General features: G+C 28.5%; 20 protein-coding genes. 13 read left to right on the top strand and 7 right to left on the bottom strand.

Annotated features, from left to right (window positions below):
• Positions 1-7: 7 nt before the first annotated feature.
• Positions 8-1,777: a MutS-related protein gene (locus ACYPV9_RS13040; RefSeq protein ID WP_459744377.1), complete on the top strand. Its 1,770-nt coding sequence runs from the start codon at positions 8-10 to the stop codon at positions 1,775-1,777.
• Between the two features lie 40 nt (positions 1,778-1,817).
• Here ACYPV9_RS13040 and ACYPV9_RS13035 read toward each other — a convergent pair whose 3' ends face one another.
• The 5 genes from ACYPV9_RS13035 to mutY form a co-directional block, all read right to left on the bottom strand.
• A complete protein-coding gene (locus ACYPV9_RS13035) occupies positions 1,818-3,413 on the bottom strand; it encodes a hypothetical protein (RefSeq protein WP_459744373.1) in 1,596 nt (531 codons plus the stop codon).
• Between the two features lie 101 nt (positions 3,414-3,514).
• The gene (gene gldD, locus ACYPV9_RS13030; RefSeq protein WP_459744370.1) at positions 3,515-4,066 is read right to left on the bottom strand and encodes a gliding motility lipoprotein GldD; all 552 of its coding nucleotides are present in this window, start codon (positions 4,064-4,066) and stop codon (positions 3,515-3,517) included.
• Positions 4,059-5,387 (bottom strand): gliding motility-associated protein GldE, encoded by a 1,329-nt coding sequence (gene gldE / locus ACYPV9_RS13025; protein ID WP_459744366.1) that lies wholly within the window; start codon positions 5,385-5,387, stop codon positions 4,059-4,061. Before gldE ends, gldD begins: the two co-directional genes overlap by 8 nt.
• A 23-nt stretch (positions 5,388-5,410) precedes the next feature.
• Positions 5,411-5,851, bottom strand: a complete 441-nt coding sequence (locus ACYPV9_RS13020) for a single-stranded DNA-binding protein (RefSeq protein WP_299063108.1) — start codon at positions 5,849-5,851, stop codon at positions 5,411-5,413.
• Between the two features lie 41 nt (positions 5,852-5,892).
• Positions 5,893-6,936 (bottom strand): A/G-specific adenine glycosylase, encoded by a 1,044-nt coding sequence (gene mutY / locus ACYPV9_RS13015; protein WP_459744363.1) that lies wholly within the window; start codon positions 6,934-6,936, stop codon positions 5,893-5,895.
• A gap of 141 nt (positions 6,937-7,077) precedes the next feature.
• On the opposite strand from mutY, the gene ACYPV9_RS13010 reads away from it, so the two are divergent.
• Together ACYPV9_RS13010 and ACYPV9_RS13005 are read left to right on the top strand one after the other, a co-directional pair.
• Positions 7,078-7,368, top strand: a complete 291-nt coding sequence (locus tag ACYPV9_RS13010) for an HU family DNA-binding protein (protein WP_077810882.1) — start codon at positions 7,078-7,080, stop codon at positions 7,366-7,368.
• Between the two features lie 328 nt (positions 7,369-7,696).
• Positions 7,697-9,226, top strand: coding sequence for an Rne/Rng family ribonuclease (locus tag ACYPV9_RS13005; protein ID WP_077810883.1), 1,530 nt, complete (start codon positions 7,697-7,699; stop codon positions 9,224-9,226).
• Positions 9,227-9,314: 88 nt separating this feature from the next.
• On the opposite strand, the gene ACYPV9_RS13000 is transcribed toward ACYPV9_RS13005, so the two are convergent.
• The gene (locus ACYPV9_RS13000) at positions 9,315-10,370 is read right to left on the bottom strand and encodes an endonuclease/exonuclease/phosphatase family protein (RefSeq protein WP_459744359.1); all 1,056 of its coding nucleotides are present in this window, start codon (positions 10,368-10,370) and stop codon (positions 9,315-9,317) included.
• A gap of 119 nt (positions 10,371-10,489) precedes the next feature.
• On the opposite strand from ACYPV9_RS13000, the gene ACYPV9_RS12995 reads away from it, so the two are divergent.
• From ACYPV9_RS12995 to truB, 8 genes are all read left to right on the top strand, one after another.
• A complete protein-coding gene (locus ACYPV9_RS12995) occupies positions 10,490-13,240 on the top strand; it encodes a carboxypeptidase-like regulatory domain-containing protein (protein ID WP_459744357.1) in 2,751 nt (916 codons plus the stop codon).
• Between the two features lie 10 nt (positions 13,241-13,250).
• Positions 13,251-14,675: a DUF5689 domain-containing protein gene (locus ACYPV9_RS12990; protein WP_459744353.1), complete on the top strand. Its 1,425-nt coding sequence runs from the start codon at positions 13,251-13,253 to the stop codon at positions 14,673-14,675.
• Positions 14,676-14,747: 72 nt separating this feature from the next.
• Positions 14,748-15,194 carry a hypothetical protein gene (locus ACYPV9_RS12985; protein ID WP_459744350.1) on the top strand — a complete coding sequence of 149 codons (447 nt, stop codon included), beginning with the start codon at positions 14,748-14,750 and terminating at the stop codon, positions 15,192-15,194.
• A 23-nt stretch (positions 15,195-15,217) separates the two neighbouring features.
• A complete protein-coding gene (mce, locus tag ACYPV9_RS12980) occupies positions 15,218-15,619 on the top strand; it encodes a methylmalonyl-CoA epimerase (RefSeq protein WP_459744347.1) in 402 nt (133 codons plus the stop codon).
• 74 nt (positions 15,620-15,693) lie between these two features.
• Positions 15,694-16,572 carry a cell division protein FtsX gene (locus ACYPV9_RS12975; protein WP_459744344.1) on the top strand — a complete coding sequence of 293 codons (879 nt, stop codon included), beginning with the start codon at positions 15,694-15,696 and terminating at the stop codon, positions 16,570-16,572.
• 4 nt (positions 16,573-16,576) lie between these two features.
• Complete coding sequence (locus ACYPV9_RS12970; RefSeq protein ID WP_299063134.1) at positions 16,577-16,819, top strand: DUF3098 domain-containing protein; 243 nt, start codon at positions 16,577-16,579, stop codon at positions 16,817-16,819.
• Between the two features lie 2 nt (positions 16,820-16,821).
• Positions 16,822-17,616 (top strand): undecaprenyl-diphosphate phosphatase, encoded by a 795-nt coding sequence (locus tag ACYPV9_RS12965; RefSeq protein ID WP_299063138.1) that lies wholly within the window; start codon positions 16,822-16,824, stop codon positions 17,614-17,616.
• A gap of 22 nt (positions 17,617-17,638) precedes the next feature.
• A complete protein-coding gene (gene truB, locus ACYPV9_RS12960; RefSeq protein WP_459744340.1) occupies positions 17,639-18,337 on the top strand; it encodes a tRNA pseudouridine(55) synthase TruB in 699 nt (232 codons plus the stop codon).
• Between the two features lies 1 nt (position 18,338).
• On the opposite strand, the gene ACYPV9_RS12955 is transcribed toward truB, so the two are convergent.
• A complete protein-coding gene (locus ACYPV9_RS12955) occupies positions 18,339-20,012 on the bottom strand; it encodes an RluA family pseudouridine synthase (protein WP_459744336.1) in 1,674 nt (557 codons plus the stop codon).
• Positions 20,013-20,171: 159 nt separating this feature from the next.
• Here ACYPV9_RS12955 and ACYPV9_RS12950 point away from each other — a divergent pair, with 159 nt between their 5' ends.
• Positions 20,172-20,870 (top strand): hypothetical protein, encoded by a 699-nt coding sequence (locus ACYPV9_RS12950; protein ID WP_459744334.1) that lies wholly within the window; start codon positions 20,172-20,174, stop codon positions 20,868-20,870.
• Between the two features lie 161 nt (positions 20,871-21,031).
• The gene (locus ACYPV9_RS12945; protein WP_299063152.1) at positions 21,032-21,505 is read left to right on the top strand and encodes a hypothetical protein; all 474 of its coding nucleotides are present in this window, start codon (positions 21,032-21,034) and stop codon (positions 21,503-21,505) included.
• The last annotated feature ends 27 nt before the right edge of the window (positions 21,506-21,532 follow it).

Genomic DNA, 21,532 nt, shown 5'->3' with positions numbered 1-21,532 from the left:
GTTTTTAATGAGTAAAATATTAGATTTTTATATAAATACCAAAAAAGAATTAGAAAACGAAGCAGCAATTTTAAAAAGAAAATCTATCAACTTAAGTGTTTTTAGATTTGCAGTTTTTATTGGAACTTGTCTTTTAATATACCTTACTTTAGGTGCTTATCCAGATGTTTTTATTGTAGCTTTTTTAGGTGCATTGTTATTTGGTTTTTTAGTTGTAAAACACATAAATTTACAACGTAAAAGGGCAATTGTAAATGCTAAAATAGCTATAAATAAAGATGAAATTAGTGTTATAAATGGTGAGTATTATCATTTAGAAACTGGCGAAGAATTTATAGATTCAACACACTTTTATAGTAACGATATTGATTTATTTGGAAAAGGTTCTTTTTTTCAAAATATTAATAGAACTAAAACATTAGATGGTAAATATCTTTTAGCAAACTTACTTTCTAATAACGAAAATACGTTAATCGAAAGTAAACAGAAAGCAATTAAAGAGTTGTCTAAAAAAGTTATTTGGAGACAAAATTTTGCAGCTTTGGCAAGTTTGGTTTCAGTTAAAACGAATTCAGAGTCTGTAGTAGCTTGGTTCTCTAAGTATAAAAGGGTTTTCCCAAATTTCTTATCTAAAGTTCAGGTTTTATTTTCTTTGATTTCAGTAATATTAATTGGTTTAATTTCATTCGGGTTTTTATCATTTTCATATTTGGTTCTTTGGTTTTTTGTTGGTCTTTTTATTACCGGAAGATTTTTAAAAAAAACTAGTAACTTATATTCTGAAACCGATAAGGTTAGAGAAACTTTTAAGCAATATCATGTTTTATTGAACGAGATAGAAAATGAAAAATTCACATCAGAAATATTAGTAAAAAAACAAGCAATTATTAATTCTGAATCAAAAAAAGCATCAAAAATATTTAAAGAATTTGCAAGAATTTTAGACACGTTTGATCAAAGAAATAATATTTTAATTGCTGTTGTTGGTAATGGTTTGTTTTTAACTGAAATTTACAATGCTTGTAAAGTAGAAAAATGGATTTCTACATATAAACATACCGTAAAAAAATGGTTTGAAGCTGTTGCTTTTTTTGATGCTAAAAATACATTAGCCAACTTTACTTTTAATAAACCTAATTTTGTTTTTCCAGAAATAGTTGCGCCGCAAAACGTTATCGATGGTGAAAATTTAGGACATCCGTTGTTAAATGCTTCAAAAAGAATTGACAATGATTTTTCAATAAAAAAAGAAGCGTTTTTTATTGTTACTGGAGCAAATATGGCCGGTAAAAGTACTTTTTTAAGAACTGTTTCTTTAAGTATTGTAATGGCAAATTGCGGATTGCCAGTTTGTGCAGAAAGTTTTAAATATGCACCAATTAAGCTTATTACGAGTATGCGTACTTCAGATTCTTTAACAGAAGATGAATCGTATTTTTATTCTGAATTAAAGCGATTAAAATTTATTGTAGATCAAATTGAAAATGAAGATTATTTTATCATTTTAGATGAAATATTAAAAGGAACTAATAGTAAAGACAAAGCAATTGGCTCTAAAAAGTTTGTAGAAAAATTATCGAAATCGAAATCTACAGGAATAATTGCTACACACGATGTAAGTTTATGTGCATTAGAAGATGAATTTGTAGATATAAAAAATTATTACTTCGATGCAGAGATTGTAGATAATGAGTTGCGTTTTGATTATACGTTAAAAAACGGAATTTGTAAAAATATGAATGCTTCTTTCTTGTTGCAAAAAATGGAAATAATTTAAAAAAAAAGGTAGCTTAACTAAACTACCTTTTTTATGATATTTAAATACTGTTTTTAGTTATTTCTACTTTCCAGATTTTGTTAGATGCTTGCGATTTATTTTTGCCATAAGTTCCTGGATTGGATTCAAAGGCTTCAATTCCGCCAAATATAAATCCAACATTAATTGTTTTTTTATCTGAAGAAAAACTCTTTGCAACATCTATAATTTCATCAGAATATTTACTGTAAGTTATTTCTCTATTAGGAAACATTATTGCTTCTGCACCATAAAATGGTGCCGAATTTTCATCTTGATCTTTAAAGATATTGTAGTTTAGCGTTTTTGGTGTGCTTTTTAGAGGTAAACTGTTAATATCCATAGAAATCTGAACACTAGAATTTGTAAATCCGGATAAATGTCCTTTTGGTGCTCCTTTGCCATCACCAATACCTCCTATTAAAAAAGAATGTAAATAGTTGCTGTTTGTATCAAATAAAACTACACTCGGACAAGAATAAACATTAAAGTTTTTTTGATTGTAAGTTGCGTCATATGTATATAATTTATTGTTATCATTTGTATAATTAGGATGCACATAAATAGCATCGTTCCATGCTTTTAATGGATGCCCAGGTTTAAACACACCTGTATAAATTGCAATACTTTTTTCTATAGAATTATTAGTCGGGTTTTTATAAAGTGATGGTAAAATTGGTCCGTCTCTTCTTCTAAATACAGAAATAGTATCCGAAGCTTTGCTTGTAGGGTTACTAATGTCTGATATTGGATTCTTTACCTGAATATTTAAAGTTGATATGTTTTCTTTATTATTACTTACTGTAAAAGGGTAAACTGCGTTTAGGTATTTTTGGCCTTCAGAAAATTTTGGTGCACTATTACCAAAACTATGACCTAAAGAGAGGTATAGTACATCATCGAAAATATACAATTCGCCACCGGTACTAATCAAGGTGTTATTTTTACCGACTTTAAGTAAATCTGTCCACTCATTTTCTCTTAATTTTTTCTCTTTAACTAACTTTATTAGATTGCTTACATTTATTTTTGCAACATGGTTGTAAGTTGTAAAGCCTTTGGTTAAATTTGTAAAATCTTCTGGTCCATAACCGCCAAGAGTATACAAATAATTTCCTTTTTGTTTCACCAAAGCATTTGAGTTTTTAAAGATGGTTGAATTTTCTTTAACAGTTTGTAATAATTGATAAAGTGGATTGGACTGTGCAGGAACACCGTCTCTAATTGTGTTGTATTTATTTTCGATCACAGATATGAAATCGGTAAGAGTTAAACTTCCAGAAATTTCATCATTTATAGGATTGTAAACATAAATTACATCGTTATATGAAGATTTTGTAAAAGAAGAGCCCGCATAATTTCCGTTTAAATTATGAATTCCTCCGTTTAAAGAATCTAAAGAGTTTGTTCTACCAGCAAATAAAAGCCATTCTTCACCGTTTAAAGATTCGGCATGCGTAAAAGATTGTAATGCGGGCGCATTCGTGTTTTTTGTTTGTGAAATTTTTAAAACGTACTCTGGAATAATTTTAGCAGTACTAGTTTCTTTCTCTTTGCAAGATTTACATAAAAAAACGAGTAGAAAAACACCAAAAATTTTTAATAAATTAATTTTCATGATAGATAAGTTTGGTTAATTATTTCAAATAACCGAAAAAATCTACTAAAAAATTAGCGTTGTTATGGCTGTTTTATAAAGTAGGTAAATTTACTTGAAATTTAATTTTGCCACTCTAAAGTTTCTATTAAATGTAAAATATCTTCTTTTACATAATCTATTGCAGGTAAAATGGAATCGTAGTTAGGTTTTGCGTAAAAATATAAAGAACCTTTTAAGAAGTTTTTTGTGCTATCTGTAACATGAAATTGTATGTTAGAAGCTGCATTACCGGTAATTTCGTACATACTACCGTATACTTTTTTTGTGTCGTTTAAAAAGTCTTTGGGTAAAATTTGTTCTGCTTTTGTAGTGTGTTTAAAAACTAATTTTTCTGCTTCAGTTAAAAGTTCTTGTATGTTGTTTTTAACAGGTCTATATGTAATGTCTATTGATGCTTTTAATTTTGGATATTTAATTGTTATCCAATTGTTTTTCTCGTTGATTACACTAGCGTGTTTTAAAACCTTAAAGGTGTAAGGTCTTTTTAAGTCTAAAGTTTTGTATTCTTTTTCTTGATATTTTAAACTAAGATAAGCTTTGGGTTTTGGTAATATATCTTCTTTGCAAGAAAGAAAAGTTGTTATAAAAAGTAATAATAAAATATTACGCATTTCTTGTAGCTTTTACTTGTTTAATTCTTTTTTTATCGAGCGCTTCTATGGTAAATGTATAATTTTTGAAGACTATTTTTTCGCCTTTTTTAGGGAATTTGCCAGAAATTTCTAAAATAAAACCAGCTAAGGTTTCGCTTTCTCCTTTTTCTTCCTCAAAAATTTCTTCGTCTTCATCATCTAAAACTTTGCAAAAATCTTTAATAGAAGTTTTTCCTTCAAAAATATAATTATTATCGTCTATCTTAGAGTAAGATAAATCATCGTCATCAAATTCATCATTAATGTCACCAACAATTTCTTCTATAACATCTTCTAAAGTTACTAAGCCACTTGTGCCTCCATATTCGTCAACAACAATAGCCAAATGATTTTTCTTTGCTCTAAAATCGCTAAGTAAATCGTCTAATTTCTTGTTTTCTGGTACAAAAAACGGTTCTCTTAGTAAGTTTTGCCATTTAAAAGATTTCTTATTTAAATGAGCTAGTAAATCTTTAGCGTATAAAACACCAATTATATTATCTATACTTTCTTTGTAAACAGGGTTTCTAGAATAACCATTTATTAGTATTTTATTTAAAACTTCTTCGTAAGTTTCATCATCAGAAATTGCAAAAATATCGATTCTTGGTTTCATTATTTGCACCGTTTCTGTGTTACCAAAGTTTACAATTCCTTCTAGAATCTTCTGTTCGTCTTTGCTAGTTGCACCTTGCGATGTTAATTCTAAAGCTTGTGAAAGTGTTTCTACAGAAAAATTACTTGCTTTGCTACCAAATTTTTTCTCTACCCACTTTGTAATAGCTATTAAAGGCATGCTAAAAGGTGTTAGTAAAATGCTAACAGATTTAATAAATTTAGACATTTTTTTAGAAAACCCTAGTGCGTTTCTAGAGGCATATACTTTAGGTAAAACCTCACCAAAAAGTAAAATTAAAAATGTGACTAAAATTATTTCTAACAAAAACCGAATTGAAACTGTAAATAAGTAAAGGTTTAGGGTAAAGTTAAAACTACCAAAAAGCGTTTCTGCTAATGAGGCAAATAGTAAAACAATTAAAATATTTATAAAGTTATTTGTTATTAAAATTGTTGCTAGTAACTTTCTTGGTTTTTCTAATAAAGTAACTACAATGTTTTCTTCTTTACCGTTATTAGAAAGTTCGTTTAGGTCTGTTTGAGAAAGAGAGAAAAATGCAATTTCAGAACCCGAAATTAAAGCAGAACTAATTAGTAATGCAATTAAAGCAATACTATTTAAAGTTGTAAAAAGGTCTATTGATGCTAGAAATATAAATATATGATTGGGATCTGGATCCAAAATTATGTGTTATTAATTAATAATTAAAATGGTAAATCGTCATTTTCTTCTTCTTGGGCAATTGGCTTAGGTACATTTTGTATTGATGTGTTTTGTTGTACAGCCATTGTATTATTTTCTAAATTTTTCTTAGATGATAGCATTGTCATTTCAGAAACAAGAACTTCTGTAGAGTAACGTTTTACACCATCTTGTTCCCACTGCCTGTTTTTTAGTTTTCCTTCTACATAAACTTTATCTCCTTTAGATAAGTATTTTTCGCATATTTCTGCCAATTTATTTCTTACAACAATATTATGCCAATCTGTATTGGTAACTTTTTCTCCGGTTTGTTTATTTGTATAACTTTCTGATGTTGCAATAGGAAATCGACCAACACTATTTTTGTCATCAAAATAATGCATTTTAACATCGTCACCTAAATTACCAATAAGAATTACTTTATTTATTGTACCTGCAGCCATAATAATATCGTTTAACTAATCAAATGTACTAAAAATATCAATTACTTTTTAGTGTCTAATGCCTGTAAAAAATTAGCTATTAATATAGGTACAGGAAAATCTTCGATGTTATGCCAAGGTGTGGTTGCGTTTTTATGTTTTTTGGTTTCTACAATCCAGAATTGGGTATATAAATGCTGATGAGAAAGTTTATGTACAATTTCTTTAGAATTAAATAATGATATTGTGGTTTCGTCGGGAAAAAGATTTTTAAAATTATCAGTATCTATTAAATCTTCTTTATTTAAATTTTTATTGCTTTCAATTAAAGGAAATTGATATAAACCTTGCCAAATACCTTTACCTTTTCTTTCTTCTATAATGGTATTGTTATCTGCGGTTTTAACTACCATAAAATTAAAGAACCTTTTTTTAATTTTAATTTTCTTCTCTTTAATAGGTAATTCTTTTGTGAGTTTTTTTTCAAAAGCCACACAACTATCTGCTAAAGGGCAAGAATCACACAACGGATTTTGAGGTTTACAATGCAATGCACCAAAATCCATTATTGCTTGGTTAAAAGTTCCTGGTTGTTCTGTATCTATTAAAGATTGCGCTAGAATTTTAAATTCTTTAATTCCTTTTGTAGAGTTTATTGGTGTATTTATACCGTAATATCTAGATAGTACTCTATAAACATTACCATCTACAACTGCTGTTGGTTCATTAAAACAAATAGAAGCAATTGCAGATGCTGTGTAATCTCCAATTCCTTTTAATTTTATGATCTCTTTATATGTGGTTGGAAATTCACCGTTTAATTCATTTGCAATAATTTTTGCAGAATAATGTAAATTTCTTGCTCTAGAGTAATAACCTAAACCTTGCCACATTTTTAAAACGGTACTTTCATCTGCATTTGCAAGATCAAAAACTGTTGGAAAACTGCTTGTAAATTTCAAATAATAAGACAAACCTTGCGCAACTCTTGTTTGTTGTAACATGATTTCGCTTAGCCAAATAAAATAAGGATTCTTAGTTTTGCGCCAAGGCAATTCTCTGTTGTTTTGTAAGTACCAGTATATTAATGTGTTAGAAAATTTCATGAATAAAAAATAGATTTGCAATATTACATTTTAAAATTCACATAAATTTAAGTCTTTATCTTTTTGGAATTGATTAATTATCATATATTTGCATCCGCATTTTTGAAAGTAAATTAATAAAAATATAGTAAAAATAGAGACATGACGAAAGCAGATATCGTATCGAAAATTTCAGATAAATCAGGAATTGAAAAAACAGATGTTTTGGCAACTGTGGAAGCATTTATGACTGAAGTTAAAGGTGCATTAGAGAATGGAGATAACGTTTATTTAAGAGGTTTTGGTAGTTTTATTATCAAAACAAGAGCAGAAAAAACTGGTAGAAATATTTCTAAGAATACAACTATTAAGATTCCTGCACATAATATACCAGCTTTTAAACCAGCTAAAACTTTTACAGAAGGAGTTAAAAGTAAAGTAGTAGTAAAATAACAAAATACTAATCTAAACCTAAATAAAAAAGGGTTTACAAAACAACAGACATTATGCCAAGTGGTAAAAAAAGAAAGAGAGCTAAGATCTCTACGCACAAAAGAAAGAAAAGAGCTAGAGCAAATAGACACAAGAAAAAGTAAGCATTCGCTTACTTTTTCGTTTATTATTTAGACGAAAAAACAATCAACCAAACAAACAAAAAAGTTCATTGACATTAGAAAGTTTATTAGCTGTGTAAGGCTGTAAATTTTCTCACGGTATTAAAAATACCTTACAATATTAATCCATCTGCACAATTAAGTGCAGTGTTAAAACCAAATTCAGCATGAAAACAGAATTAATAATTCGTTCGAATTCATCTGATATTGATTTTGCCTTATTAAGAGATGGAAAACTTATTGAATTAAATAATGAAACAACTGGTAATAAATTTTCTGTTGGCGATATATTTTTAGCCAAAATAGGAAAAGTATTAACAGGTTTAAATGCCTCTTTTGTAAATGTAGGTTACCCCAAAGATGGGTTTTTACATTATCATGATTTAGGAGCGCAAGTAAACTCATTAAATGCATTCATTAAGAAAGTAAGCACAGGTAAGTATAAAGAGTTCACTCTAAAAAACTTCCGATTTGAGGAAGACATTAACAAAGACGGTAGTATTAATGATGTACTAAAAACAGGGCAAAACCTGTTGGTACAAATTGTAAAAGAACCAATTTCTACAAAAGGACCAAGATTAAGTTCTGAGTTGTCTATTGCAGGTAGATTTTTGGTGTTAGTTCCTTTTTCTAACAGAGTTTCTGTATCACAAAAAATAGCAGACCCAAAAGAAAAAGAACGATTAAAAAGATTAGCAAAAAGCATAAAACCCAAAGGGTTTGGTGTTATTTTAAGAACTGTTGCCGAAGGTAAAAAGGTAGCAGAACTAGACAAAGATTTGCAAAACTCATTAGATCGATGGAAAAGGATGTGTAAAAGTATAGCAAATACAAACACACCAACAAAAATCTTAAGCGAGTTAAACAGAGCATCTTCTATATTAAGAGATGTTATGAATGAAACTTTTACAAGTATTGTTACAAATGATGAAACTCTAAAGGTAGAAATTAAAGAATATCTACAAGAAATTTATCCAGAAAAAGAAAAAATAGTGAAGTTACACAGATCGGAAACTCCTATTTTCGAAAAATATGGAATAGAAAGACAAATTAAAACATCGTTTGGTAAAACAGTTTCTATGAGTAAAGGTGCCTATTTAGTTATAGAGCACACAGAAGCATTACACGTTATTGATGTAAATAGCGGAAACCGTTCTAACAAAGCTGGCTCTCAAGAAGATACTGCATTAGAAGTAAATTTAATTTCTGCAACAGAAATTGCCCGTCAATTGCAATTGCGAGATATGGGCGGAATTATAGTTGTTGATTTTATTGATATGCATAAAGCTGAAAACAGAAACAAACTGTACCAGCACTTGAAAGAGCAAATGGCTTTAGATAGAACAAAACACAAAATATTACCTCCAAGTAAATTTGGTTTGGTACAAATTACAAGACAAAGGGTTAGACCAGAGTTAAGTATAAAAACTACCGAAGCCAACCCAAATAAAAACGGAGATGTAGAAGCGCCAATTGTCTTATTAGACAAGATAGAAGCAGATTTAGAAAAGTTTATTTCTAATCCAAAGAATAAAAAGATACAATTACACTTGCATCCTTTTATTGCTGCATATTTATTAAAAGGCGTAAATTCTATACGTTTTAAATGGTATTTAAAACACAAAAAGTGGATTACTATTATACCTAGAGATGCTTACACATACTTACACTATAAATTTAAATCTCCTAGAGATTAATTAATAGCTGTAAAAGGCAATAATTTATTATCAAAAAAACCCGAAACTAAAGAAGTTTCGGGTTTTTCTATTTTTAGAACAGTAGTTTTTAGTTTTTTTCTTTTATCAAATACATGTAAACAGGATAATGGTCAGAATATCCACCAGTATAAGAACCGTTAGAAAAACTTCGAAACGGGTACCCTTTAAACTTTCCTTTTTTATGACTTAAAAACTGCTTGTTAAAAATCATAGCTTTAAACATTTTATAACTAGAAAAATCTTTTTTGCTTTTATTTAAAAGTGGCGACGAAATTAAAATCATATCAAAAAGATTTAATTTATCCCTATAAACCAATGTGTTAAAGCCTCTTCGATATAGATCTTCATACGGATTATATATGTCGTTTTCTAGTACATTCTTTTTTCTACTTTTAGTTTTCAAAACATTTTTGAAACTAGAATTTATTGGATCGTCATTAAAATCTCCCATAGTTAAAATCTTAGCATTTTCATTCTCAGATCTAATTTTCTCGATAATTTTTAAATTCTGATACGCTGCCTTTTCTCTTAAGGGTCTACTTTTTGCTTCTCCGCCTCTTCTAGATGGCCAATGATTAACAATAACATGTATTAACTCGTCATCTAAATAACCAGAAACTAGTAATTGGTCTCGAGTAAAAATTTTTTTATTTTCTTTGTAAATATTTGGATTGAATGCTTCGTGATAAATTGGTTTAAAATATCTTTTTTGATATAATAACGCTACATCAATACCTCTTTTGTCTGGCGAATTGTAATGCACAATACCGTAATTTTTATCTTTTAAATGTTTTGAATTAATTAAATCTTCTAAAACATTTAAATTTTCAATTTCAGAAACACCTATTATAGCTGGACTAGTATTCGATTTTTCCAATCCAATTTTCGAGATCGTACTAGAAAGTTTGTCTATTTTATCCCAATAAACCTTAGAACGATTAAATTTCAACTCCATTATTGGGCTTGCTTCATCATTTAAAGAAACATCATTAATGGTGTCAAATAAATTTTCTAAGTTGTAAAAAGCAATTGTTCTAATAGCATATTTTTTGCTGTTTTTCTGAGAAAAAGAATTAGAAGCACAAAAAATAAGGAGTAAAAAAAGACATAAATAATTTCGCATTTTTTTTAACAAATCTATAAAACATTTAGATTCAAATAAAAGAAAATATGAATTTAGTATTCTTTTTTAGAAAAAAAACACTAATTTTAAGGCGCTATAAAACTGAAAAAGAAAACTTTATGAATAGAACTATTATTTTAATAGTTGTATTTCTATTGTGCTATACTAAAATTTTTACCCAAAATATTTTAGAAGGAATTGTGCTTAGTCATCATTCTAAAGAGCCATTAGAAAATGTTTCAATAAGAATTAAGAAATTAAATATTGAAACTAAAACTACACAAAAAGGAGTGTTTAAACTAAAAAATATTCCTAAAGGAAAACACCTTTTACAAATCTCTTTTTTGGGTTACGAAACTCAAAATTTTCCCATTGATTTTAATACTACTAACATCAATCTTGGTGAACTTATACTCTATAAGTTAGATAGAGAGCAAGAAGACCTAAGTATTATTACAATTACAGATGATGAGTTAAATGATGATGCTAATTCTGCAGATAATATAGCGGGTTTATTACAATCTTCTAGAGATGTTTTTTTAAGAACAGCAGCATTTGAGTTTAGTTCATCCTTTTTTAGAGTTCGTGGTTTAGATTCTGGCTACGGAAAAGTTCTGATAAACGGTGTAGAAATGAATAAGATTTACGACGGAAGAGCTCAATGGAGCAATTGGGGTGGATTGAATGATGTGCTTAGAAATCAAGAATTCACAAACGGATTAGCAGCTTCTAATTTTACTTTTGGCGGCATTTTGGGTGCAACTAACATAGATTCTAGAGCATCATTACAAAGACCAGGCAGTAGAATTTCATATTCATCTTCTAATAGAAGTTATGTGCATAGATTAATGGCAACTTACAACTCTGGAATTTCAAAAAAAGGTTGGTCTTTTACTTTTTCTGGAAGTAGAAGGGTAGGTAAAGAGGGGTTTAATGAGGGTACTTCTTACAATGCATATTCAGCTTTTGCATCCATAGAAAAAAAGTTTAATGATGCACATAGTATAAACTTTACAGGAATTTTTACACCAAATAGAAGAGGTAAATCCTCACCAAATACACAAGAAGTTTTTGATCTAAAAGGCATTGCATATAACGAATATTGGGGTTTTTTAAATGGAAATAAATTAAACGCTAGAATTAAAGAAGTTGTAGAGCCTATTTTAATGTTGAATCATTTTTGGAACATTTCTGCAAAAGCGTCTTTACAAACAAATGTTTCTTATCAATTTGGTAACATTGGAAACAGCAGAATCGATTTTAACGGTGGTGCAAACCCGAGTCCTTCTTATTATCAAAAATTACCAAGTTATTTTTTACGAACTAATAATTTGGCAGAAGCATATACTGCTCAAGAAAATTTTTTAGATGATGGCCAAATTAATTGGGATACTATTTTTGATGCAAATGTTACCACAGCAAACTCAGATTCTAATAGTGCTTTTGTTTTATATGAAGATAGAAATGATGATAAGTTAATTACGTTAAACGGTATTTATAATTTAGAAATAAATGATAATTTTTCCATCAACTCTAAGATAGAGTATAAACAATTAAAATCTGAAAACTTTGCAGAAGTAATAGATTTGTTAGGAGGAAACGGTTATTTAGATGTAAATAATTTTGCAGCTTCTAAAGCTCAAATGCAAAACGATTTACAAAATCCAGATAGAATTGTTGGTGTTGGAGAAAAATTTAAATATAACTTCAATTTAAATTCAACAGTTATAAATGCTTTTTTACAAGCACAGTTTAAACTTAATAAGTTAGATTTTTTTGCAGCCTTAAAAGTTTCTAATTCTGCTAGTTATAGAGAAGGTCTTTACAAAAACGGAAGATTTGAAAACTCCTCTTTAGGAAATTCAGAAAAAATAAATTTTTCAAATTATGGTTTTAAATCGGGTGCAACTTATAAAATTAACGGACGAAATATAATCAATGCTAATTTTGGTTACTTAAATCAAGCACCAACATTAAGAAATTCTTTTTCGAATTCTAGAGAAAACAACAATATAGTCGATAATTTACAAAGCGAACAAATTTTAACTACAGATGTAAGTTACGTTAGAAGGAGTCCTGTAATTACGGCAAGATTAACAGGTTATTATACAAGTATAAAAGATGCTACAGAGATTTCATTCTATTTTGCAGATGGTTTAGGTGGCGATAACACAGCTTTTGTACAAGAAATTTTATCGGGAATAGAAAAAAGACAATTAGGTCTAGAATTAGGTATAGAAGCACAAATTACAGCTACTTTAAAACTAAAAGGAGCAGCTTCTATTGGTAGTTTTGTATATAATAATAATCCAGATTTATATTTAACTTCAGATATTTCTAATACAGGTATTTTTGATGAAAACGGAAGGTCTAAAAATTACACATCAAATCTTAAAAATTATAAAATTGCTGCAGGTCCGCATAATGCTTATTCTGTTGGTTTCGAATATAGAGATCCAGATTATTGGTGGGTTGGTGCCACAACAAATTTCTTTTCAAATACATATGTAGACATTGCTCCGTTAACAAGAACAAGCAATTTTTATACAGATTCAGACGGTTTAAGTTTTTTTAATTACAATACAGAAATTGCTCGAGAACTTTTAAAACAAGAAAAATTTGATAATTATAAGGTTGTGAATATTGTTGGTGGAAAATCTTACAAAATTAAAAAATACTACATAAGTCTATTTGCTACCATAAATAACTTATTAAACAAAAAATACAAATCTGGTGGTTTTGAACAAGGTAGAAATGCAAACTACAATGAATTAAATACAGACAAAAGTTTGGCAAAACCTGTCTTTGGCAATAAATATTGGTATGGTAGAGGTACAACTTACTTTTTAAATCTAAACATAAGTTTTTAAAATTTTTAAAATGAAAAGAAATACATTAACAACTTTATTAATTCTTACAATTACAAGTCTATTATTTATTACTTGTGTAGAAGATAGTGATTATACAGTTCCAGAAAATTTAGGTGAAGAAGAAAACCAAAAACTTACAGCGATATTAGATAGTATTAATAGTAATCTCTTAGAGTTAAAGTCTATAAAATCTTTAAAAGAACTATATATTTCTGGTAATAAACCTTTAAAAATTACATCGAATATTGTTGTGAAAGGTTATGTGAATTCTTCTGATGAAAACGGAAATTATTTTAGAGAGTTTTATATGCAAGATGCTCCAGAAAATCCTACTGCCGGAATTAAAATAGCAATTAATCTTACCAACACATTTAATAAATTTAATTTGGGTAGAGAGGTTTACATTCGGTTAAAAGATTTATTTATTGGCGAATTAAATTCTGGCGACGGAATTATAACAATAGGAGGAAAAATAAGTATTACTAATGAAAACGAAATAGAAAGTGTTTCTTCTAAACAAGTAGATAGTCATTTTTTTCGTTCAGAAAAAGCAGAAATAATTGTACCTAAAGCAGTTTCTTTAGCAGCATTAAATGCTTACGATATAGGTACTTTTGTTTCTGTAAATAATGTAATTTTTTCGGAAAATCTAGCAGGTAAATCTTATGTAGATCCTACAGAAGATTTTGATACTCAAAGAAAAATTCAAACATGCCAAAAACTGGGTTATGCAAATCTTATTTTAGAAACAAGTTCTTTTGCAAATTTTGCAAATAATGCATTACCAACTGGTGGCGGAACAATTAACGCTTTAGTTTCTAAAGATTATAATGGAGATTTCTTAGTACTTGTATTAAATTCTACAGAAGACGTTTTAATGTCTAATGAAAGATGTACTACGCAAACCGAAGAAGATTTTAATATTACATTATTAGAAGAAGATTTCGAAATAACTTCCGGAGAAATTAGAATTTCGGATTGGTTAAACTACAGAGAAGAAGGTACAAAATCTTGGCGTTCTTACACAGATACTTATTCGCAAAGTAAAGCTGCAAGAATAGGTTCTGCTAATTCTTCTGATGCAAGTACAATAACTTGGCTGATAACCAAAGGTATTGATTTAGATACTACTTTAGAAGAGTTTCTTTCTTTTGAAACATCAAATAGTTTTGCTAACGGTAGCGAATTAGAAGTTTTAATTTCTACGAATTTTGATGGTGATTCAAATAATATTAATTCAGCAAATTGGACGGTCTTACCAGCAAAAATTGTTTCTGATGGAGAGGGTTTTAAAAATTGGGTACATTCTACTTATATAGATTTGTCTAATTACTCGGGCACTGCACATATTGCTTTTAAATATATAGGAAATGGTAATGTGAATTTTGATGGAACTTACGAACTAGATAATGTAAAAATTATAGCAAAAGATTAAAATACTGATGTTTATGGGTGTTTTTCCTTAGATATGTAAAACAATCTACATGTATTTTTGAAATAAAAAATTATGGAAATTGTTTTAGATAAAACTACCGGGTTTACATTTTATGAAGAATTAAAAGAAATAACGATATCTGGTAATATAGATTTTAATTCTAAATATAGTGCTTTTACAAATAAGAAATTAATTATTCCTGTTTACGGTATTTATAAAATAGATTGGGGTTTTAGTCAAAACTCTTTAAGTACATTTTATAAAGATGCAGCATCAGAATTAAGTTTATATGTAAATAATTATAAATATGAAATTACAGCAGTAATTAGTAAAGAAACTAAAAGTTATCATGCTGTAAAATCTACTAATAAATCTATAACTTTATTATTAAGAGAAAAAGATTCAGTGTTTTTAAATGCAGTAAATTTAAATTCAGAAAACTTATTAATGAATAATGTTTATCTAAAAATAGAAAAATTAGAGGTTGAAGACAAAAGTGGTTTTGGTTATGATGGTTAAATAGCTTTTACTATTTTTACCTTATGGATAAAATAGAACACATAGGTATTGCAGTAAAAGATTTAGAGGTTTCAAATAAACTATTTGCATCACTTTTTGGCGAAAAGCATTATAAAGAAGAAGAGGTTGTATCCGAAGGTGTTATAACTTCATTTTTTAAAACAGGGCCCAATAAAGTAGAATTGTTACAAGCAACAAAAGAAGATAGCCCAATTGCTAAATTTATAGAGAAAAAAGGAGAAGGAATTCACCACATAGCATTTGCTGTAACAGATATTAATGCAGAAATAACTAGATTAAAAAACGAAGGTTTTACTGTGCTAAATGAAACCCCAAAAAAAGGAGCAGATAATAAATTGGTTGCTTTTTTGCATCCTAAAACAACAAACGGTGTTTTAATTGAGTTATGTCAAGAGATAGAATAGTTAAAATACTGCTAACAGACACTGTTAACTGCATACTAATTATTATCTTGCCATCGTTTTAAAAGTTATTATAAATGCCTTCAAAATTTGAATCTTATCAAAAAAGACGCTTAGCTTCTTCTTACATTTCTGTTGTAATTAGTATTGCTTTAGTGCTTTTTATGGTTGGTGTCTTAGGTTTGGTGCTTTTAAAATCTACTTTGGTTTCTAATCGAGTAAAAGAAAAAGTAGCGATTACATTATTTTTAAAAGATAATGTAAATAGAAAGCAAATAAATTCTTTTAAAGAGTCAATTCAAAAAGAAGAATTTACAAAAAGAGTTATTTTTACTTCGAAAGCGCAAGCTGCAAAAAAATATAGTAAAGAAATAGGAGAAGATTTTATGAAGTTTTTAGGTGAGAATCCTCTTAAAAACGGACTAGATATTTATTTAAAAGCAGATTTTGTTACTCCAGAAAAAATGGAATCTTTAGAAACTAAGTTTTTAAAAAATGCATTTGTTGCAGATGTTTCTTACGATAAACCTTTAATAAATATACTTACTAAGAATATTAAAAGAATTAGCTTTTGGTTATTAGCCTTAAGTGGTTTTTTTAGTTTGGTAGCAATTATATTAATTAATAGTGCTATTAGATTGTCTATTTATTCTAAAAGATTTAATATAAAAACCATGCAAATGGTTGGGGCAACAAAAGGTTTTATTAGAAGACCGTTTATTTGGCAAGGTATTAAGTTAGGCTTAATTGGTGCAATTTTGGCATTAATTGGTTTAGGCTTAGTAATCTATTACCTAGATAGTTTAGCACCAAGTTTAAAATTGTTAAAAGATTATGTTACTATCAGTTATTTGGTTGTAGGTGTATTGTTATCTGCTTTTATTATAACTTGGTTAAGTACATTTTTTGCAACGCAACGCCTTTTAAATTTACAAACAGAAGAACTTTATTATTAATACTATGAAAGACGAACAGGTACAGAGTCCAGAATTTATTTTTGGGAAGAAGAACTATATTTTTATGATTATTGGTATTGCAGTAATTACTTTAGGATTTATTTTTATGTCTGGTGGAGGTAGTGATAACCCAGAGGTTTTTAATGAAGAGATTTACAATTGGCAAAGAATTAGACTTGCGCCAACATTAGTAATTCTAGGATTGGCAATAGAGATTTATGCAATCTTATTAAATCCTAATAAATAAATATGGATATTTTAGAAGCTATAATTCTTGGAATTATACAAGGTTTAACAGAGTTTTTACCAGTTTCTTCCAGTGGTCATTTAGAATTAGCAAAAGCTATTTTAGGTGATACGTCTGTGCCAGAAGAAAGTTTAACTTTTACCGTAGTTTTGCATTTTGCAACAGCCTTAAGTACAATTGTAATCTTTAGAAAAGAAATTTTAGAAATTTTTAAAGGTTTGCTACAGTTTAAATGGAATGAAGAGTTTAAATTTTCTCTTAAAATTATAATTTCCATGATTCCTGCAGTAGCTATAGGTTTATTGTTTGAAGAGCAATTAGAATCTTTCTTTGGCGGTAAAATTTTACTTGTAGGTTGTATGCTTTTACTAACAGCTTTGTTATTATTGTTGGCAGATAAAGCTAAGAATACAGAAAAAAAAGTATCCTTTTTTAACGCAGTAATTATTGGTGTTTCTCAAGCAATTGCAATGTTACCAGGTATTTCTAGATCTGGTGCAACAATTTCTACATCAGTGTTGTTAGGTATTGATAGAACTAGAGCTGCTAAATTTTCTTTTTTAATGGTTGTGCCTTTAATTTTCGGTAAAATAGGAAAAGATGTTTTAAGCGGAGATTTAAATTTTCAGTCATCTGAAATGATGCCAATTATTGCAGGTTTTATAGCTGCATTTTTAGCGGGGTTATTAGCCTGTAAATGGATGATTTCTTTGGTGAAGAAAAGCAAACTTTCATACTTTTCTATTTATTGCGCTATAGTTGGTTTTATTGCAATAGGATATTCTCTTTTAAATTAATTTTACAAAACGATTCAGCTAAATGACTGAAGAAGATTATAAAAACGGACAGGTTTTATTGATTGATAAACCACTAACTTGGACTTCTTTTCAAGTAGTAAATAAATTACGTTGGGAAATTAGACAACGTTTTAATATCAAGAAAATAAAAGTTGGTCATGCAGGTACTTTAGATCCTTTAGCAACAGGTTTACTTATTATTTGTACTGGTAAACAAACCAAGCAAATAGATACTTATCAAGGGCAAATTAAAGAATATACAGGTACTTTTACAATAGGTGCAACAACACCTAGTTACGATTTAGAGACAGAAATAGACAAAACATTTTCTACAGACCATATTACAGAAGAGTTATTACATGAAACTACCAAACAATTTGTAGGTGAGATTCAGCAAAAACCTCCTATTTTTTCTGCAATTAAAAAAGACGGAAAGCGTTTGTATGAATTGGCTAGAAAAGGAGAAACAACAGAAATTAAAGCAAGAACAGTTACCGTTTCAGAATTTGAAATAACCAAAGTAAATTTACCTGAAGTAGAGTTTAGAATTGTTTGTAGTAAAGGAACTTACATTAGGTCTTTAGCTTTTGACTACGGATATGCTTTGAATTCTGGTGCGCATTTATCAGTATTAAGAAGAACTAAAATTGGAGATTTTTCTGTGGATAAAGCTCTTTCGGTAGAAGGTTTTATTGAGAATTTGAAAAAAGAACAAGCCTAAATTAAAAATCGGCATCTACTTTTAAACTCATTCTTTTAAGAGTTTCAGGATGATTAAATTCTATAAATTCTGCATGTAAATGCAACCTGTTTTCTTTGTTTCCATACAAATCATCGCCAACAATTGGTGTGTTTAAACCATCTTTATGAGCTGCATGAACTCTTAATTGATGGGTTCTACCTGTAATTGGATAAAAATAAACTTTAGTTTTATTATTGATTTCAGAAATTATTTCCCAGTCGGTTTCTGCAGGTTTTCCAAAAGTAAAATCTACCAATTGCTTTGGTCTGTCATCTAAATCTACTCGCAGTGGTAATTTTATTTTACCTTTATTTTTAGGTAAAACTCCGTCTAATAAAGCAACATAACGTTTTTTAATAGTTCTATTTATAAACTGACTTTGTAAAACTTTGTTAGCTTCTTTCGTTTTGGTAAGTAATAAAATACCAGATGTAGACATGTCTAATCTATGAACAATTATTGGGCCGGTAGCTTCTGGATATTTTTCTTTTATTCTTGTGTAAACAGAATCTGTAATTTCTTTACCTGGTACAGACAAAAATTCTGAGGGCTTGTTTACCGCAAGAAGCACACTATCTTCATAAATTATTTCTAATTCTTGATTTTCTGACAAACTATCTAATAATAAATTATCATCCATATTAACACCTTTAAGCATGTGAGATAAAATAGGTTTACATCTACTTTGGCAAGCCGGATAATAATTTTTATGCTTTCTAATTGCTGAGTTTGGTGAAATTCCCCACCAAAATTCTGCCATTGTAATTGGTCTTAAATCATTTTTAAAAGCATATTGTAAAAGCTTCGGTGCAGAACACTCTCCAGAACCAGCCGGCGGTTTAACTGCAGGATCATTAAATATATCTAATAAATTTTTAGAATCTTTGTCTTTATTTAAAAAAGCATATTTACTAAATAAGGTTTGCTGTAAATAATTTGATTTTTCTTTTCTAGATTTTTTTAATTCTGAAATTTTAGCTTTAAGTACCAAGTAATTACTACTAGCTTTAGATAATTTATCTTGATAATATTCTTCTAATTCTTTTATAAAAAACTGGTTGTTGTAACTCTCTTGCATCAGTTTTTGTGTAAGCTTTTCAAACTCTTCCTTATTTAAAGAGTTTTCAGCATTTCTTTTTACAGCTTTCCTTTCAGACTTTAAAAGTTTCATTTTTTTTCTTTGAAAAGCTAAATCATCTTCTATTTCTTTTGATAATTTTTTTACACTTTTTTTTGCAGCCATAAATTCTGTACTATTTATTATAGTACCAAGTTTTACATTTATAGCGTCTATTTCTAATTCGCCTTTTATATAAAAACTTCCTTTTGTGCGCATATTAAAAACAGGAGGTACAAATTTATTTGGCAAACTTTTATCTGCTAATTTGCCAGAGAAAGCCGCTAAATAACCAATGTTATCAAACTTATCTTTTACAACCAAAACACCAAACATTTTACCTATTGGTAAAGTTGTAGTATCGTTATTTAAGCCAAAATTGTGTTTAAAATCTTGCTGATTTACTAAATACTCTTGCAGCTCAGTACTAGCAATTTTAGCCAAAGGATGTGGTTCATAGTAAAACGGAAATGTAAATTTTTCTGGCAATTGTATGCTAGATATATCTGTTTTAAAAGATTGTAAGTGCTTTAACATATTTAATATAAAAACCCAAAGATAGTTAGTTTATAGGTAATAAGTTTTTTTAAAATAGAATAGAAATTATCTTTATTAAAAGAGTCAACATAATTTTTGAATGCGTTAAAAGATAGATTAATTATCCTATAGTTTTGTATCGAACTTAAAATGAATATTATGAAAAATATAAAAATGAATTCGATAAAATTATTTGCTACGGCATTAACAGTTTCTAGTTTTATGCTAGTTTCTTGTGACAATACAAAAAAGAAAACTGAAGAAGCAAAAGAAGAGGTTGCAGAAATGATAGATTCTGCAGAAAAAAGTTTAGAAGACGGTGCTAATGAAGTGAAAGAGGAAATGGAAGTAAAGACCAGAACTTATAAAATGAAAGATGGTACCGCTATTGTTTATAATTTAGATGAGAAAGGTATTGTAGGTTTTGATGATTGGTCTGACTATACTGTTGTTAATTCTGAATTGGCAGAAATTAGAAAAACAAATTATGTTACTACAGCTCAAAGAGTAAGAAACATGAACTATAGAATTGCAAACTTAGGTAACACAATTCCGGCTTGGTTAAAAACAGAAGAAGTTATGGAAGACGTTGCAGATGTTCAGAAAGAATATTTAGAACTAATCGAAGACGCTGATGCTTCTGAAAGTGAAATGAAAGAAAATTTAGAGGAATTATCTGAAAAATTTGACGATTTAAGAGAAGAATTAAACGAAACAGTAGAAGAATATACTAAGATTAACGAGTCTGCAATCGAAGAATTTAATGAAGAATTTAAAAAAGGTAAGATAGATGCAGCTATTGAAGAGTATAACGAAGAAATTAAAAAATTAGATAAAATGATTGAGAAGAAACAGTAATAAAAACTTCTTAAATAAATTTTTAAAGAGGTAGACTTATAGTCTACCTTTTTTTTTGAAATCGATTGTTAGCTCATTTGTAAAGAGTTAATAATCGATTTATCTGCGTTAAAAAATAGTGCATGTTTCCTTTAATTTTGTATCAAATTAAAACACATATTATGAAAATTATTAAAAAATTTACAGCAGTTTTAACAGTTACAGGTTTATTATTTATGTCTTGTAATAAAACTACAGATACTGAATATAAAACCATGGAAATTAAAATTGCAGACGGACAAACAGTTGAGTATAAAGTAGACTCTGAAGGACATTTGGCATTTAACGATTGGGATGTATTTAATGATGCAAATCGTGAATTAATGGAAATTGAAGAGAGAGATTTGGCAGTTAACCCAGAAATTATCGAAGGCTTAAATAATTCTGTAAATAACTTAGGAAACACGATTCCTTCTTGGTTAAAGACAGAAGAGGTTTTAGAAGATATAGAAGATGTACAAGAAGAGTATAAAAAACTTTTAGACGAAAGAAATGAACCGGCCAAAAACGTAAAACAGAATTTAGAAGAATTAAACGAAAAGTTTGATGATTTACGTGAAGAGTTAAATGAAACGATTGAGGATTACAATTCTTAATAAAAAAATAGTTAACATTAAAGGATA

It is taken from the genome of Polaribacter sp. OB-PA-B3, from assembly GCF_054589375.1.
This window is presented reverse-complemented; position numbering and strand designations above follow the sequence as displayed.